This is a genomic window from Cobetia sp. UCD-24C, assembly GCF_001306765.1.
In the GTDB taxonomy this organism is placed as follows: domain Bacteria; phylum Pseudomonadota; class Gammaproteobacteria; order Pseudomonadales; family Halomonadaceae; genus Cobetia; species Cobetia amphilecti.
Genome location: NZ_LJTD01000006.1, coordinates 213,791 through 229,340, shown reverse-complemented (window position 1 = coordinate 229,340; position 15,550 = coordinate 213,791). Strand labels below are relative to the sequence as shown.

Here is a 15,550-nt window from a genome sequence, read left to right as displayed (position 1 = left end):
CGTGAGGCGTCGTTGATGAAGAATGACGATCATCGCTTCGCTTTCAATTGACTACATGCTGGCACCCTTGCGCACATTCAACCCTTGCCGCTCATTTCCCGCACACCGCCCCGCCAGCCCGACGCCTGAAGGTCGACAGGAAAGCAGATAACCAAAAACGCCAGGGCCGCCCCGAAGGGCGGCCCTGGCGTCTAATGCCTGTCACTGGCGACTGACAGGCTCGCATGCTGACGGCCTTACCAGGCTTGCCAATCCAGCTCCTCCGATGCGACGGGGCTGGCAGCGCGGGGACGGGAGCCCTGTACGGACAGGGTGCCTGCGCTGCGCGGCGCCATTGCGGGCGGCTGTGCAGGGCCATCCAGACGGAAGCGGCCCACCATCTCGGCCAGACGCGCCGACTGCTCGGAGAGCGCATCCGCTGCCGCGGCGGATTCCTCCACCAGTGCCGCATTCTGCTGTGTCACCTGATCCAGCTCGGCCACCGCGCTGGAGACCTGTCCGACACCGTGATTCTGCTCCTGGGTGGCATGGCTGATCTCGCCGATCACCTCACTGACACGCATCACGCTGGCAACGATCTCGTTCATGGTGCTGCCGGCCACCCTGACCTGTTCAGCACCATTGCGCGTACGCTCGTTGGCGGAGCTGATCAGCGTGGCAATTTCCCGCGAGGCCTCGGAAGAGCGCTGGGCGAGGGTACGCACCTCACCGGCCACCACCGCGAAGCCACGCCCCTGCTCGCCGGCGCGGGCCGCCTCGACGGAGGCATTCAATGCCAGCAGGTTGGTCTGGAAGGCGATGGAGTCCATGACACTGACGATCTCGGTGATCTTGCGCGAGTCGTCATCGATGCCCTGCATGGTGGTGACGACCTCTCCGATCACCTCGCCGCCGCGACGCGCGACCTCACTGGCCGACTTGGCCAGCCCGTCAGCTTCATGTGCGGAGTCCGCGGACTGGGCGACGGTGCCGGAAATCTGCTCCATCGAGGCCGAGGTTTCCTGCAGATTGGCCGCCGCCTGCTCGGTACGTGACGACAGATCCTGGCTGCCCTGGCTGATCTCGGCGGCGGCGGTCTGCACCGCGCCGCTGGCGAGGCGAATCTCGCTGAGCACGCCATTGAGAGTCGAGACGAAGCGATTGAAGGCATTGCCGATCTCGGCGACTTCATCACGCCCGCTGACCTGAATGCGCCGCGTGAGATCGCCCTCGCCCGCGGCGATATCCACCAGTGCATCACGCACCAGCGCCAGGCCGCGCAGACTGCGGCTGGCGATCCACGACATCACGGCGGCCGCCCCCAGCAATACCAGCAGCGTCATGGCCAGTGTGGTCCACAGTTGGGCATAAAGCGGTGCATCCGAGTCGGCCACATCCAGGGCCAGCGCCAGACGCCAACCGGTGTCTCCCAGCCCTGCCGAATCCAGCTCGGCACTGAACATGCGGTAATCACGCTGCTGGATATCGACCACCAGTGCCGACTGGCCAGCGGCCACCAGGCGATTGCTGCTGGCCAGGGCCTCGGGCGTCAGCGCCGATGCGAGTGCACTCATCGGCTTGAGCACGAGGGCATCATCCGGGTGGGCGATCAGCGTGCCGGTATCGTCGATCAGGAAGGCGAAGCTGTTGGGCGTCGGAGAGAGTTCGGCGACCGTGCGGGTGATGAACGCCAGCGGCAGATCACCACTGACCACGGCGACCAGCCGTGAGCCGCGATAGACCGGCGCCGCCACGCTGATTTCCAGTTCGCCACTGGTGGCACCGACATAGGGCGCCGTGATGATGGGCTTGCCGGTCGCCACCGCCGCCTGATACCAGCCACGTTGGCGCGGGTCATAACCTGCCCGCCCCGGGCGCCCATCGAAGTAACGGAAGCGACCATCAGGGAAGCCGACATAGGTCTTGCTGAAGTCGCCCTGCTTCATTGCCTGGGTCAAGGCGGCATCGGGGAAGTTCTCTAGGCTACTGGCCGCGATGCCGCTCACCGCATTGATATGCACGCTGAACCACTGACTCAGCTGGGCGGCGTTCGATCTCAGCAACTGTTGCTGGTAGTCGCTCTCATCGGCATGCGTATTGCGGAACGTGGTCCAGGCATTCAGGCTGCTGACGACCACCAGCGCCACCAGCACTATCGCCACACAGGCTAACGTGATGCGCGCACGTAACGAGGCAAACATCGCCACTCCTTGGTTCAAATCCATCGGGAAGGGGGCCGGGGGCGCCAGCGCAGAGCGCGTCGGTCTGCCCCTCGGTGGCAAGGCATGCAGGCATGCGGTGTACCGGCGTCATCATCGGTACGTGCCGCCCTCTGTATCGGCATGCCCGGCCTTTCCTTTACCCCGCCAGCCACATGCAACGCTCCTCCATCGTCGCCAGAACCGACACTGGCGTCGCGACTCCCGGACATGACGTCGATGGCGAAGTGCGTGCTAACATCCGCCCAACGCGGGGTGCCGCCTGCCCGTCTGCCACCGCTCCCCTCATCCTGTGGTCTTTTCTCGGAGAAGTTTCGATGCGCAATCTGCTCCTGATGCGCCGCCCGCTGCCCCGGCGCGTGCTGGTCACCGCTCACCTGATGCTGCAGCTGGGATTGCTGGCGGCTGCCAGCGGCTGGACACTGCAGCACTTGACGCCCATCGGGCCTGACAATTCGCTGGTCGCGCAGTGGCCGGTACTGGCGCAGGGTGTCGGCGGTTTCCTGCTGGCCTTCGTGATGACGCGCCTGCTGTTCGAGTTGCTGATGGCGCCGCATCACCTGCTGAGCATTCGCGGGGCCAATCACACCCTGGATGCCGCGGCGCTGGTGACGCGCTCCATCTCGCGCCGCCCGGCAGTGCACGACAATGACGACAGCTGGGTCGGCAAGCCACGCAGCGTCACCTGGCCGCGCGAAGGCGAAGAAGCCCCCGCTGCCACAGCGGCGGCGACGACATCTGCCGATACACCTGCCGCTGCATCGCCCAAGGCCGCGGCCAAGCCGCAGGAGCCAAGCCTGGGCAGCGATGAAGAGCTGCCAGACACCCACAGCAGCGAAGTACGCCGCACCGAGCCCAGCCTCTAAGCGAGCCTCTTTATTCAGCGGAATGAGTTGATAGTGAGCACCCACTGACTGCCTTGCGGCTCACACACGAAAACGCCCCGCGTGATGGGAATCACGCGGGGCGTTTTCTGTTTACGGCTTACAGCATCCGATCAGTCCGTGGCCTCAATGCCCCAGAATCTGGCTGAGGAACAACTGGGTCCGCTCGGACTGCGGGTTGTTGAAGAACGGCTCCGGCGCGTTCTCTTCGATGATCTGGCCCTGATCCATGAAGATGACGCGGTCGGCGACGGTCTTGGCGAAGCCCATCTCGTGGGTCACGCACAGCATGGTCATGCCTTCATTGGCCAGTTCGACCATGACATCCAGCACTTCCTTGATCATCTCCGGGTCCAGCGCCGAGGTCGGCTCATCGAACAGCATCACCTCCGGGCTCAGACACAGCGAGCGCGCGATCGCGACACGCTGCTGCTGGCCACCGGACAGCTGACCGGGGAACTTGTGGGCCTGATCGGCGATGCGCACGCGCTCCAGGTACTTCATGGCTTCGGCTTCCGCCTCGCGGCGCGGCCGCTTCTGCACCCAGATCGGCGCCAGACAGCAGTTCTCGAGCACCGTCAGGTGCGGGAACAGGTTGAAGTGCTGGAACACCATGCCGACGTTGCGACGGATCGCCTCGATCTGCTTGATGTCCTGGGTCAGCGGCATGCCGTTGACCACGATATCGCCTTCCTGATGCTCCTCGAGATGATTGATGCAGCGGATCATCGTCGACTTGCCGGACCCCGAAGGGCCACAGATGACGATACGTTCGCCCTTGCGCACGCTCAGGTTGATGTCGCGCAGCACGTGGAAGTCGCCGTACCACTTGTTGAGACCCTTGAGCTCGATCATCGGGCGCTCATCGGCGCCGGTGTTGCCCTGCGAGGCGGATGTTGTCGTTGTCATGATGAAGATTCCTTGGCGCCGTGATCAGCGCTTCTTGTGACCGGTATGCAGCAGGCGCTCGAGATACTGGCTGTAGCGCGACATGCTGAAGCAGAAGACCCAGAAGACCAGCGCCACGAAGGCGTAGCCCTCGATGGAGTAGCCCAGCCATTTGGGGTCGGCGAGACCGGCCTGCACGATGGCGAGCAGATCGAAGAGCCCGATGATCAGTACCAGCGAGGTGTCCTTGAACAGGGCGATGAAGGTATTCACGATGCCGGGAATCATCAGCTTGAGCGCCTGGGGCAGCACGATCAGCCCCATGTTGCGCCAGTAGCCCAGCCCCAGCGCCATGCCGGCCTCGGTCTGTCCCTTCGGGATCGCCTGCAGGCCACCACGCACCACTTCCGCCATGTAGGCACTCTGGAACAGGGTGATGCCGATCAGCGCGCGCACCAGCTTGTCGAGATTGACCTCACCGGGCACGAACAGCGGCAGCATCACCGAGGCCATGAACAGCACCGTGATGAGCGGCACGCCGCGCCAGAACTCGATGAACACCACACAGATGCTTTTCACGATCGGCATCTCGGAGCGACGCCCCAGCGCCAGCAGGATCCCCAGCGGCAGTGCCGCCACGATACCCACCACGGCCAGCACCAGTGTCAGCATCAGGCCGCCCCACTCGTGGGTACCGACGATCTCGAGGCCGAAGCTGCCGCCATGCAGCAGGAAGTAGGCGATGAAGGGGAACACCGCCAGGCTGACGATGGCGACCCAGCCCTTGGCCGGCAGCTTCGGAATCGCCAGCCAGGCGATCAGAGCCGCAAAGACGGCGAAGACGATATCGACCCGCCAGGTTTCCTCACTCGGGTAGAAGCCGTAGATGAACTGATCGAGACGCGCACTGATGAATACCCAGCAGGCGCCCTCCCCCGTGCAGTCCTCTCGTGAGGTGCCGCTCCAGCTGGCATCGATCAGCGCCCATTGCAGGCTGGGCACCACCAGCAGATAGACCAGATACAGCGCGAACAGCGTGAACAGCGTATTGATCGGTCCGGCGAACAGATTGCTGCGCAACCAGGCCACCGCGCCGATGCTGTCGCTCGGCGCCGGACGGGAATCGATCATCTTCTCGGTGACCCGTGACAGGGTCTTTTCAATCGACATGGGCAGACCCTCAGCGCTCGACCAACGCCATGCGGGCGTTGAACCAGTTCATGAACATGGAGACCAGCAGACTGATGGTCAGATAGACCAGCATCGTCATGGCGATCACCTCGATGGCCTGACCGGTCTGGTTGAGCGTGGTACCCGCGAAGACCGAGACCAGATCGGGATAGCCGATGGCCGTGGCCAGCGACGAGTTCTTGATCAGGTTCAGGTACTGGCTGGTCAGCGGCGGGATGATGACGCGCAGCGCCTGCGGCACCACCACCAGACGCAGTGTCATGCCACCGGACAGCGACAGCGCCCGTGACGCTTCGGTCTGGCCGTGCGGTACCGCTTCGATGCCGGAACGCACGATCTCGGCAATGAAGGCAGCGGTATAGACCGACAGCGCGACCCACAGGGCGAGGAACTCGGGGACGACCGTGATACCGCCACGGAAGTTGAAGCCCTTGAGCTCCGGCAGCTCCCAGCTCAGCGGCATGCCCATCGCGAAGTAGGCCAGCAGCGGCGCCACGATGATCAGGCCGAGCGAGATCCAGCCCGCCGGCAGGCGCTGACCGGTACGTGCCTGACGCTGACGGTTCCAGTAGCTAAAGATGCCGCTGGCGACGACGGCCAGCACGAACACGGCAATCACCACCGAGAAACCGCTGGAGGTGATGGGGGCCGGCACGAACAGACCGCGCACGTTGAGGAAGAACGCCTCACCCAGCGACAGAGAGCCACGCGGACTCGGCAGGGTTCTCAGGACGGCGAAATACCAGAAGAAGATCTGCAGCAGCAGCGGGATGTTGCGGAAGACTTCGATATAGACCGCCGCCAGCCGCGAGATCAGCCAGTTGGGGGACAGGCGCGCGACCCCCATGACGAAGCCGATCACAGTCGCGGCGATGACACCCAGTGCGGATATCAACAAGGTATTGAGCAGGCCGACGATGAAGGTATCGCCATAGGTGGATTGCTCGGAATAGTCGATCAGGCTCTGCAGAATGCCAAAGCCTGCGGTGTTGTCCAGAAAGGCAAAGCCGGTGGTGATGCCACGGCTTTCGAGGTTGGTCAGGGTATTGCTGACGATGATCGCCAACACACCGAACACGCCTGCCAGCATCAATAGCTGGAAGATCAGTGCCCGCTTGGCCGGGTCACGCCAGAATGGCGGCTTGACCGTGGCCGGCGGGCGAGAAGCAGGTTGTGTCATACAGGCAATCTCCGCCGGAAAGCTATGCGACTTCCGCCTGCCGTCCTATCGAACGGCAGATCAGTTATCTCTCGGCACTCGATGAATGGGTCACGAGGCACAGGCTGGGCCTTATTAACTGGGCCCCACATGACGCTGGCCAGAGGAATCGGAGCAAGCGCTCACTTCCCCTGGCCAGCGTCCTTGCTCAGCCTGTCATGAGGGGCAAGGCCCACCCGCAGTACAGGGCGGGCCCGCGCATCAGCGAACCGGCGGGGCGTACTGGACGCCGCCATCGGTCCACAGTGCGTTCAAGCCGCGCTCGATACCCAGTGCGGAGCCGGTACCGACGTTGCGCTCGAACATCTGGCCGTAGTTACCGACCTGCTTGATGACCTGGTAGGCCCAGTCAGCCGGCAGCCCCATGGCTTCCCCGTAGTTGCCATCGGCACCGACCAGGCGCGCGACGTTCGGGTTGGTGTCCGACTTCTTCTCTTCGATGTTGTCGGAGCTCAGCCCCATCTCTTCGGCGTTGATCTGGGCGAACAGGGTCCATTTGACGATGTTGAACCACTGGTCATCACCCTGACGGACGACGGGGCCCAGCGGTTCCTTGGAGATGACTTCCGGCAGCACCATCGCGGACGCCGGATCGGAGAGCTTGATACGCAGCGCGTAGAGCTGGGATTGGTCGGAGGTCAGGACGTCACAACGACCGGCTTCGAAGCCCTTGACGGTCTGGTCGGAGGTATCGAAGACGACCGGCTCGAAGGACATGTCGTTCATGCGGAAATAGTCCGCCAGGTTGAGCTCGGTGGTGGTGCCGGACTGGATGCAGACGGCTGCCCCGTCCAGCTCCTTGGCACTGGAGACGCCCAGGTCCTTGCTGACCATGAAGCCCTGACCGTCGTAATAGTTCACGCCAGCGAAGTTGAGGCCCAGTGAGGTGTCACGGGTCGCCGTCCAGGTGGTGTTGCGGGACAGGACATCAATCTCACCGGACTGCAGCGCGGTGAAACGCTCCTTGGCCGTCAGCGGTACATAGCGCACCTTGCTGGCATCGCCCAGCACGGCTGCCGCGACGCCGCGGCAGACGTCGACATCGAGGCCCTGCCAGTTACCGGCGTCATCCGGTGCCGAGAAGCCCGGCAAGCCGGTGCTGACGCCACACTGGACAAAGCCCTTTTCCTTGACGCTATCCAGGGTCGCGGCACTGGCGCCTGTCGCCATGGAGGCGGCCAGGACAGCGGCGCTAGCGATCAGCAGTGGCTTCTTGTTGTTATGCATCGTGATTCCCTCGCGAAAGTCTGGAGTCCGCTCGATCAGCCTCGAGTCAGAAGTGGTGCAATGCATTGCATGGCACCTATCGACAATAGCAAGCCGCGTTCCAATTTCCGCCTATCGCGTGATCCGCTGCGTTCAACGCTGAAAAAAGCGCTAAAACCCAGTGTTATAGGCCAAAGCCTCGGGATGGGGCGGCGGATCATTCCGCGCGATTGCCGCGCAGTTAGGCTCATGGCGAGACCAGTTCGCCTCATATCGGTGCAAAATAAAAACGGCCGTTTCATTGCGAAACGGCCGTTGGCGGTGCAGCGATGTGGCGCGAGTGGCAGATTGCGACCAATGTCTCGGTCTGACTGACTCAACGCTTGTTCATCCCATCAGGCACGTTTTCGTGCCTGATGGGACTCCCTTGCCACCGCAAGGTGCATGCAGATCACTTCTCCAGCAGGCGCTGCATGAAGGGCGGCAGCACCAGGGCGGCGCGATGGCCTTCGACGGTATAGAAGTCACGCGCGAAGGTGGCGGCAGCGGCATCTTCCTCGCGGAAGGACTTCACGTCACATCCTTTGCCCGCCAGGGTGCAGCTCCACCAGCCGGACGGATACACCGGCTGCGGGAACGGCAGGGTCGCGACGCTATCAAAGCCCGCTTCGCCCATGTCGTTGCGCAGGTCCTTGATGATGGAATCGGTGTGATAGAGCGGGGACTCGCTCTGCTGCACCATCAGGCCACCCTGCTTGAGGATACGATGGCAGCGCTTGAGGAAGTCGGTCTTGAACAGACCTTCCGCCGGGCCGACCGGGTCGGTGGAATCGACGATCAGCACGTCGATGCTCTCGTCCGGGCAGTTGTCGACCCACTTGACGCCATCCTCGAACAGCAGCTCAGCGCGCGGGTCGTCATTGGACTCGACCAGCGCCGGGAAGAATTGCTCGGAGGCACGCGTGACCGCCGGATCGATATCGATCTGGGTGACCTTCTCCACGCCCGGGTGCTTGAGCACCTCACGCAGGGTGCCGCAATCGCCACCGCCGATGATGACGACACGCTTGGGGTCTGCATGAGCGAACAGCGCCGGATGCGACATCATCTCGTGATAGAGGAAGTTGTCACGGTCAGTCAGCATCACGCAGCCGTCCAGCACCATCAGGTTGCCGTAGGTCTCGGTGGCATAGACTTCGAGGTGCTGATAAGGAGTCTGCTCGTCATGCAGCTTGTGGCTGACCTTGAGCGAGAAGGCGCTGCCGTGGCGATCGAAGATTTCGGTAAACCAGGAGCCATCGAGACGTTCGGTCATGGGGGACCCTCGCATTGGATATCACAGACGGGATATCAAGGTATGGATAGAGACGGCACGATGGCCATCGGAAATTGCGCCAATCAGCACTGCGACAGCGTCAGGCCGGCAGTTCACGGCCCGCATGACGACCATACGGCGTGATGTCGTGATACGCGACATGCCGGGCAAGCGCCAACATGGCGCAGGCGCTGCACCATAGCCAAAGACGGCCGGAGTGGAAAGTGTTGATGCATGACAATTTCAGACAGGCCGCGTATCGATGACACGCGGCCCGGGGGAGAGGCTCAGCGAGAAGCCGGCCCGAGGCGGACCAGATGCAGAATCAGTCGGACGCACTGGAACACTCCCAGTCCGATGAGGATGCCGGCGAGGTCCGCCAGTGCATCCAGCACCTCAGCGCCGCGATAGGGAATCGCCAGCTGCAGACATTCGATGGCGACGCCCAGCAGCAGCAGGAGCGGCAGGATGAGCAGGCTGGTCAAGCCCGCCAGCCGTGTCGTCAGCGCCAGCAACGCGAAGGCGGAGAAATGCTGCAGCTTGTCCCAGGGGAAGGTCTGCTCCGGGTGCGGCACGCCCGGGGAGAGCGTGCCGAACAGGATCAGCAACAGGCACAGCAGCGCCACGAATGCCCAACCGCGGCGCGGGACGAGACGCTGCTCGACCGGCGTCATGTTGACACCCCCGCTGCCCGGCGCCCTTCTGCTTGCCGCCCTGCTGCTTGCCACCTTCTATAGGCAGCAACAGGGGTGACAGCAGAGAAGACCATGACGGGCACTCCCATCAGCCGCGGGCGACCGGTGTCGCATTGGCGGCGTCATCCTGATGGTAGGCCGGGCTCAGCTCGTGCAGCGCGTCCATCAGGGCATTGACGTTGCCCGGGTCGGTGAACTGGCTGATGCCGTGACCGAGGTTGAAGATGTGGCCCGGGCCCTGGCCGTAGCTGTCGAGGATACGCCCGACTTCGGCACGAATGGCGGCCGGCGTACCGAACAGCGCATTCGGGTCCAGGTTGCCCTGCAGGGCCACACGATGGCCGACACGCTCACGCGCATTGGACATCTCGGTGGTCCAGTCGAGGCCGACGGCATCACAGCCGGTGGCGGCGATGTGTTCGAGCCACTGGCCACCATTCTTGGTGAACAGGATCACCGGTACACGGTTGCCTTCGCTGTCCGGCTTGAGGCCAGCGACGATCTGCTCCATGTAGCGCAGCGAGAACTCGAGGTAGGCCGGCGTGGACAGGGTGCCGCCCCAGGTATCGAAGATCTGCACCGCCTGAGCACCCGCGGCAATCTGGGCGTTCAGGTAGTCGGTGACGGCCTGCGCCAGGGTATCGAGCAACTGATGCATGGCTTCCGGATTGGAATACATCAGGCCTTTCACATGACGGAAGTCCTTGCTGGAACCGCCCTCGACCATATAGGTGGCCAGTGTCCACGGGCTGCCGGAGAAACCGATCAGCGGCACGCGGCCGTTCAGTTCACGGCGGATGGTGGACACGGCACGCATGACGTAATCGAGATCACGCTCGACATTCGGCACGCTCAGCGCCGCGATTTCCTCGGCAGTCCGCACTGTCTTGCGGAATTTCGGGCCTTCGCCAGTCTCGAAGTAAAGGCCCAGCCCCATGGCATCCGGGATGGTCAGGATGTCGGAGAACAGGATGGCGGCATCCAGCGGGAAGCGCTCCAGCGGCTGCAGCGTCACCTCGCAGGCACGCGCGGTGTCCATGCACAGGTCCATGAAGCCACCGGCCTGACCGCGGACTTCGCGATATTCCGGCAGATAGCGGCCAGCCTGGCGCATCATCCAGACGGGAGTACGGTCGACCGGCTGACGGGCCAGCGCGCGCAGGAAGCGATCATTCTTCAAGGTCATCGGAATCACACATCAGCTCGGGGAATGTCTCGGCATTCTATCAGAGCCTGAGAAAAATCCCGCCCATCGTGGTGATGCAACAAATGCATTGGCAAATCGCCCCGCCTTTATAGTTCCTTTGCTGGCGTCATCCGACCATTGTGGTGGTGGCGGCAACAACGCTTTTCCATACAGAGCGATGAGTCATCGGCCACAGACTGGTAAACTCGCCACATGACTGCATGCTGGCCGCCGGTATCTCGAGCGACTCATCGAGACATTGCCGGACCACCGCATGCCCGCGCTTTTTCAGCCCGGCGATTGTTCGGGCGTTCGAGGTGAACAGTGACCATTCGATTCATCGCCGCCTCGCGGCTGCCAACGCCCTGGGCGACCTTCACCATGCACGGTTTCGAGGATGAGACCACCGGCAAGGACCACATCGCCCTGACTCTGGGCGACATCGATGACGGCGCGCCGGTGCTGGGCCGCGTGCATTCCGAGTGCCTGACCGGCGACGCCCTCTTCTCGATGCGCTGTGACTGCGGCTATCAGTTGCAGGAAGCGCTCAAGCGCATTGCCGCCGAAGGTCGCGGCGTGCTGCTCTATCTGCGTCAGGAAGGCCGCGGCATCGGTCTGCTCAACAAGATTCGCGCCTATGAGCTGCAGGATGGCGGTGCCGATACCGTCGAAGCCAATGAGCGTCTCGGCTTCGGGGCTGACATGCGCCGCTACGATATCTGTGTGCCGATGCTGGAGCATCTCGGCGTCAGCACTCTCAAGCTGATGACCAACAACCCGCGCAAGGTCGATGCCCTGACCCGTGATGGTGTCACCATCAGTGAGCGCCAGCCGATCACCACCGGCCTGAATCCGCACAACGAGCACTATCTCTCGACCAAGGCGGGCAAGCTGGGCCACATGATGGCACTGGATGATTTCACCCAGGCAAGCGACGTGGATATCGAGCGCAGCGAGTAGCCGCGCGCAGGGGGAGCCTGATGGGCTCCCCCTTCCTTTATAGGCAGATTGACTGGCTGGCACAGCGAGCGTGACATGACGACGTCACCCGCCAGGGAGTAGGCTGGAGTCGAACCCGCGCCGGAGACATCGCCATGCGCAAAGACTCAGCGGCTGCATCATCACAGCCTTCTTCATCGCACCCTCAGTCATCACAGCCTTCGTCAACACGGCCCGCCTCGACACCTCCTCAGGCATCGCCCTCTTCCAGCGCATCGCCTGCCGATGACGCAGATTCACGCGACACCTCCGCGACGCCTGCTCTCTATACCCGGCTGGAGGAATGGCTGCACAGCGCCAGCCACGGCATCGGCGCCGTCATGGGCCTCGTCGGCATGATCGTGCTGATCGTGATGGCCAGCCTCGCTGCCGAAGTCGACCCCTGGAAGATCGTCAGCGTCAGCCTCTACGGCCTGACCCTGGTGGTGCTGTATGCGGCCTCGACGCTCTATCACGGTATCCGTCATCCGCGCCTGAAATATGCCTTCCAGCTGCTGGATCACTGCGCCATCTATCTACTGATCGCCGGCACCTATACGCCCTTCCTGCTGGTCAATCTTCGCGGCCCGACCGGCTGGACCCTGTTCGCCATCATCTGGTCGCTCGCGCTGGGCGGCATCTTCCTCAAGCTGCGCTGGCCTGAACGCTTCAGTGCCCTGCGCGTGAGCGTCTATCTGCTGATGGGCTGGTTGATCGTGTTCGCCTCGCCGATGCTGGTCGAGAAGCTCTCCGAGACGGGGCTCATCCTGCTGGTCGCCGGCGGCATCACCTATACCCTGGGCGTGATCTTCTTTCTGATGACGCGCCTGCGCTATCACCACGCCATCTGGCACCTGTTCGTGCTTGGCGGCAGTACCTGCCACTTCTTCGCCATCTATACCGCAGTGCTGCCGTATTCCGTGTGACGTGATCGGGAACCGCCACGTTGGCCGACGCTCTTGAGAACACGGCACTGAGAACACGGGCAAGCCACCTCAAAAAAGCGGGAAGGGTCGTCATGACCCTTCCCGCTTTTTTTCGCGATTTTTTTGACGCTTCAGGGCTCGTATCTCACAGGGCTATCTTCCTGAGGGGCAAAGACCGGCAAGCGATACCGGGTGCCACGCCCGACACCGTAGCTTTCCAGTACCTGCTTGGCGGTCAGATCGGCGAGATCGCGGGCGGCGGTAGGGTCGGAGGTATCGACCAGGGCGCGGTATTCGGCGCGCCCCACGCCCTCTTCGTCGTCTCGCTCCAACAATGTCAGTACCAGCTCGCGCTGGCGGGCATTCAGCGGCGTACGCGCGTGCTCCAGCCACAGTCGCTCGGCGCGCTGGACGCGCTGGTAATGGAAGGCCGTCCGACGACCGGCGTCACGCAGACGCATAAGCCACCACTCGGCCCAGACATTCATGTCACCGGGCGCTGCATCCTCCACCTCACCATTGAGCGCGCGGTCCAGCTGCGGCGGCAGCTGATGGCTGCTGGCCGAGGTCTGGGGCTTGCCGAGATAACGCTGCTCCAGCTCGCGCAATTCATCCTGATGCTCGAGCACCACCGAGAACAGCGCCTGGCGGCGCCAGCAGAGTTGCTCCAGCGCTTCCGGCTCCCAGCGCTCGGCGACCTTGCCGACAAACTCGCCCTGCTGCTGCAACGCGGCCAGGGCATCGATTCGTGTCAGCCAGCGCATCAGCAGCAAGCGCCCGATCAAGCCGTTGCCCAAGGCCAGCGGTGCGAGCGCCTGCCAGTGCGCATGCAGCTGCAGGGCATTCAACACCCCTGAGTTATCCACATCCGGTTCTTCCGTCGCCAGACGCTGCCAGAAGACATCCAGCTCCCGGTCCAGCGCATCGGGATTCTCCGCTGGGGCGCGATAGCGCAAGCGCTTGAGACCGTAACGACCGCTGACCGCTTCGTAGCGCGCCTCGCGCCATGCACCGAGTGGCTGACCACTGCTGCGCGGCAGGAAAGGCCCCAGACGCCGATGCCACTCGAGCACCTGTTGGCGGGTCAGCGGCTGAAATGCCGTGCGCACGACTTCCAGCGTCACATCCACGAAGACGTCGACACCAGGCGCCGGCCCGCGCGGTGACTCCTGATGGCCGGACTCCAGCCCCAGCGCCTGATACAGCGCATCACGCAACGCCGCCCGCCCGAGCACCACGCCGGACAGCTGGGCACTGGCTTCCATCTCTTCGCTGAGGAGCGTCGCCTCGAGACGCAGGCGTTGTCGGGGATAGAGATTCTGTCCCTGAGCGACTAGCGGCGACATCACCGCCTGGGTCGCCGCCAACTGCCCCATCAAGGGCATGACCTCCAACCGCCCCCGTGGCCAGTCAGGCTGCTGCCAGATCCACATAAGTTGTTATTCCCATTGAGGTTTTCATCAACATCTTATCAAAAAGATCCGCAATAAACCACATATCGAATCAATTAATGATTCGCAAAATAGACAGGATGCGATCATCGCTTTTTATTTGATCAATATCATGTCATGAAAATCTAATAAACCTCTCAACCCCATGATTTTCATCGGATATGTCGCCACTCACAACGCATGAGTACTGCCCTCGCCCACATCACGATCAACACTTGACCACCATTACGAAAACAACCAATTACCGAATCATTAATAGATACGCAAAAGATTCAACAGCGCATCATTCACCACCGGATGCCTGAAACCCGCCCTCGATCGAGGGCCTGCCTCGCGCCGCCCTGCCTCGAACTGACCTGTCTCGAACTGGCCTGCCTCTAACCGACCTGAGTCAGCCCGCCACCAGCAGCCTGGGACGCGCCCCAGACAGTTGACGCCGCTGAACGAGCAGGGCGCCCCCTCAACCTCGTCAGGCGCCCTGCAAGCGCCTCTGAGGCCCAGAAACGCAAAAGGCACCACCCTGATATCAGGATGGCGCCTCGTGGCGTGTGCGCGCTCTCAGAGCGCTCTCATGGCTTTACTACAGGATATGCAGGACAGGTCAGCCCGTCAGCTTGGCCTGTGGCGGCGTTCGATGACGTTTCCGGCAACAGGGCTCAGTGTTGCTGACGCTCCTCGGCGGCCTGTTGCTCGCGCTGGCGGGCCCGCTCGCAGGCAGGACGCGCTCGCACCTCTTCGCCCCAGTGCTCAAGCACGGCCGGCAGAGGTTGCCCGGCCATCTTCGCCCAGCTGAGGGTCTGGGCGAGAAAGATATCGGCGACACTGAATTCCTCGGCCACCAGCCAGCCCTGGCCATCGAAGCGGCGCTGAAGTGTCTTGAGAGCACGCTGGAATTCCCATTGGGCTGTCTGCTTGATGGCATCACAGCGCTGGTCCTCCGGCAGCGCGAAGGTGTGCTTGGCCAATGTCCACAACGGCTGCTCAAGCTCGGTGGTCAGAAAACTGAGCCATTGATCCATCTGGGCCTGCCCGGCCAGCGATTGTGGTAGCAGGCGCCCCTCACGCGCCGCCAGGTAGCGACAGATGGCACTGGACTCGAACAGAGACAGCTCACCATCCACCAGGGCTGGTGCCTTGCCATCGGGATGAATGGCCAGATATTCAGGGCTGTGCCCCTCACCGGCCTTCAGATCCAGACTATGAATCCGGTAATCGAGCCCCAGTTCCTCGAGCGTCCAGGCGACCCGCAGCGAGCGGGAATTCGGATAGCTGTAGAGAGTCAACATGGTCGGGCGCACTCCGTGGCGTTGCGGTGGTGACTGGCGCAGGTGAAGGCTTTCGCGCCAGCCAGGCCCTGGCTGCTTGAGCAGAGGGCTTGATGGTCATCCAGCATGGGCGGGAAGTCGCGGAGTT

13 protein-coding genes are annotated in these 15,550 nt (G+C 62.8%); 3 read left to right on the top strand and 10 right to left on the bottom strand.

Features of this window, described 5'->3' with window-relative positions; all coding sequences use genetic code 11:
* Nucleotides 1-236 precede the first annotated feature (236 nt).
* Nucleotides 237-2,180: a methyl-accepting chemotaxis protein gene (locus AOG28_RS18700; RefSeq protein ID WP_054556408.1), complete on the bottom strand. Its 1,944-nt coding sequence runs from the start codon at nt 2,178-2,180 to the stop codon at nt 237-239.
* A 335-nt stretch (nt 2,181-2,515) separates the two neighbouring features.
* On the opposite strand from AOG28_RS18700, the gene AOG28_RS10750 reads away from it, so the two are divergent.
* Nucleotides 2,516-3,064, top strand: coding sequence for a hypothetical protein (locus tag AOG28_RS10750; protein WP_054556407.1), 549 nt, complete (start codon nt 2,516-2,518; stop codon nt 3,062-3,064).
* A gap of 144 nt (nt 3,065-3,208) precedes the next feature.
* Here the strand turns inward: AOG28_RS10750 and AOG28_RS10745 are convergent, their stop codons facing one another.
* From AOG28_RS10745 to hemE, 7 genes are all read right to left on the bottom strand, one after another.
* A complete protein-coding gene (locus tag AOG28_RS10745) occupies nt 3,209-3,937 on the bottom strand; it encodes an amino acid ABC transporter ATP-binding protein (RefSeq protein WP_043331784.1) in 729 nt (242 codons plus the stop codon).
* A 78-nt stretch (nt 3,938-4,015) separates the two neighbouring features.
* Nucleotides 4,016-5,140, bottom strand: coding sequence for an amino acid ABC transporter permease (locus tag AOG28_RS10740; RefSeq protein ID WP_043331588.1), 1,125 nt, complete (start codon nt 5,138-5,140; stop codon nt 4,016-4,018).
* Nucleotides 5,141-5,150: 10 nt separating this feature from the next.
* Nucleotides 5,151-6,341 carry an amino acid ABC transporter permease gene (locus tag AOG28_RS10735; RefSeq protein ID WP_043331589.1) on the bottom strand — a complete coding sequence of 397 codons (1,191 nt, stop codon included), beginning with the start codon at nt 6,339-6,341 and terminating at the stop codon, nt 5,151-5,153.
* 240 nt (nt 6,342-6,581) lie between these two features.
* Nucleotides 6,582-7,607 carry an amino acid ABC transporter substrate-binding protein gene (locus AOG28_RS10730; protein WP_054556406.1) on the bottom strand — a complete coding sequence of 342 codons (1,026 nt, stop codon included), beginning with the start codon at nt 7,605-7,607 and terminating at the stop codon, nt 6,582-6,584.
* Between the two features lie 430 nt (nt 7,608-8,037).
* Nucleotides 8,038-8,901, bottom strand: coding sequence for a polyamine aminopropyltransferase (gene speE, locus AOG28_RS10725; protein WP_043331591.1), 864 nt, complete (start codon nt 8,899-8,901; stop codon nt 8,038-8,040).
* A gap of 287 nt (nt 8,902-9,188) precedes the next feature.
* Complete coding sequence (locus AOG28_RS10720; RefSeq protein WP_054556405.1) at nt 9,189-9,575, bottom strand: VanZ family protein; 387 nt, start codon at nt 9,573-9,575, stop codon at nt 9,189-9,191.
* A 109-nt stretch (nt 9,576-9,684) separates the two neighbouring features.
* Entirely contained in the window at nt 9,685-10,782 is a 1,098-nt protein-coding gene (hemE, locus tag AOG28_RS10715) for a uroporphyrinogen decarboxylase (protein ID WP_043331592.1), read from the bottom strand.
* Between the two features lie 324 nt (nt 10,783-11,106).
* Between hemE and ribA the strand changes: the two genes are divergently transcribed.
* Nucleotides 11,107-11,742: a GTP cyclohydrolase II gene (gene ribA / locus AOG28_RS10710; protein WP_043331593.1), complete on the top strand. Its 636-nt coding sequence runs from the start codon at nt 11,107-11,109 to the stop codon at nt 11,740-11,742.
* A gap of 134 nt (nt 11,743-11,876) precedes the next feature.
* Nucleotides 11,877-12,686: a PAQR family membrane homeostasis protein TrhA gene (trhA, locus tag AOG28_RS10705; RefSeq protein WP_082388698.1), complete on the top strand. Its 810-nt coding sequence runs from the start codon at nt 11,877-11,879 to the stop codon at nt 12,684-12,686.
* A gap of 131 nt (nt 12,687-12,817) precedes the next feature.
* Here the strand turns inward: trhA and AOG28_RS10700 are convergent, their stop codons facing one another.
* Complete coding sequence (locus tag AOG28_RS10700) at nt 12,818-14,119, bottom strand: DUF4172 domain-containing protein (protein WP_054556404.1); 1,302 nt, start codon at nt 14,117-14,119, stop codon at nt 12,818-12,820.
* A 674-nt stretch (nt 14,120-14,793) separates the two neighbouring features.
* Nucleotides 14,794-15,423: a glutathione S-transferase family protein gene (locus AOG28_RS10695; protein WP_054556403.1), complete on the bottom strand. Its 630-nt coding sequence runs from the start codon at nt 15,421-15,423 to the stop codon at nt 14,794-14,796.
* Nucleotides 15,424-15,550: the final 127 nt, after the last annotated feature.

What these genes read in the sequence shown, in the direction of transcription:
- AOG28_RS18700 (WP_054556408.1), bottom strand. Translation starts at nt 2,180, where the DNA reads ATGTTTGCCTCGTTACGTGCGCGCATCACGTTAGCCTGTGTGGCGATA.
- AOG28_RS10750 (WP_054556407.1), top strand. Translation starts at nt 2,516, where the DNA reads ATGCGCAATCTGCTCCTGATGCGCCGCCCGCTGCCCCGGCGCGTGCTG.
- AOG28_RS10745 (WP_043331784.1), bottom strand. Translation starts at nt 3,937, where the DNA reads ATGATCGAGCTCAAGGGTCTCAACAAGTGGTACGGCGACTTCCACGTG.
- AOG28_RS10740 (WP_043331588.1), bottom strand. Translation starts at nt 5,140, where the DNA reads ATGTCGATTGAAAAGACCCTGTCACGGGTCACCGAGAAGATGATCGAT.
- AOG28_RS10735 (WP_043331589.1), bottom strand. Translation starts at nt 6,341, where the DNA reads ATGACACAACCTGCTTCTCGCCCGCCGGCCACGGTCAAGCCGCCATTC.
- AOG28_RS10730 (WP_054556406.1), bottom strand. Translation starts at nt 7,607, where the DNA reads ATGCATAACAACAAGAAGCCACTGCTGATCGCTAGCGCCGCTGTCCTG.
- speE (WP_043331591.1), bottom strand. Translation starts at nt 8,901, where the DNA reads ATGACCGAACGTCTCGATGGCTCCTGGTTTACCGAAATCTTCGATCGC.
- AOG28_RS10720 (WP_054556405.1), bottom strand. Translation starts at nt 9,575, where the DNA reads ATGACGCCGGTCGAGCAGCGTCTCGTCCCGCGCCGCGGTTGGGCATTC.
- hemE (WP_043331592.1), bottom strand. Translation starts at nt 10,782, where the DNA reads ATGACCTTGAAGAATGATCGCTTCCTGCGCGCGCTGGCCCGTCAGCCG.
- trhA (WP_082388698.1), top strand. Translation starts at nt 11,877, where the DNA reads ATGCGCAAAGACTCAGCGGCTGCATCATCACAGCCTTCTTCATCGCAC.
- AOG28_RS10700 (WP_054556404.1), bottom strand. Translation starts at nt 14,119, where the DNA reads ATGTGGATCTGGCAGCAGCCTGACTGGCCACGGGGGCGGTTGGAGGTC.
- AOG28_RS10695 (WP_054556403.1), bottom strand. Translation starts at nt 15,423, where the DNA reads ATGTTGACTCTCTACAGCTATCCGAATTCCCGCTCGCTGCGGGTCGCC.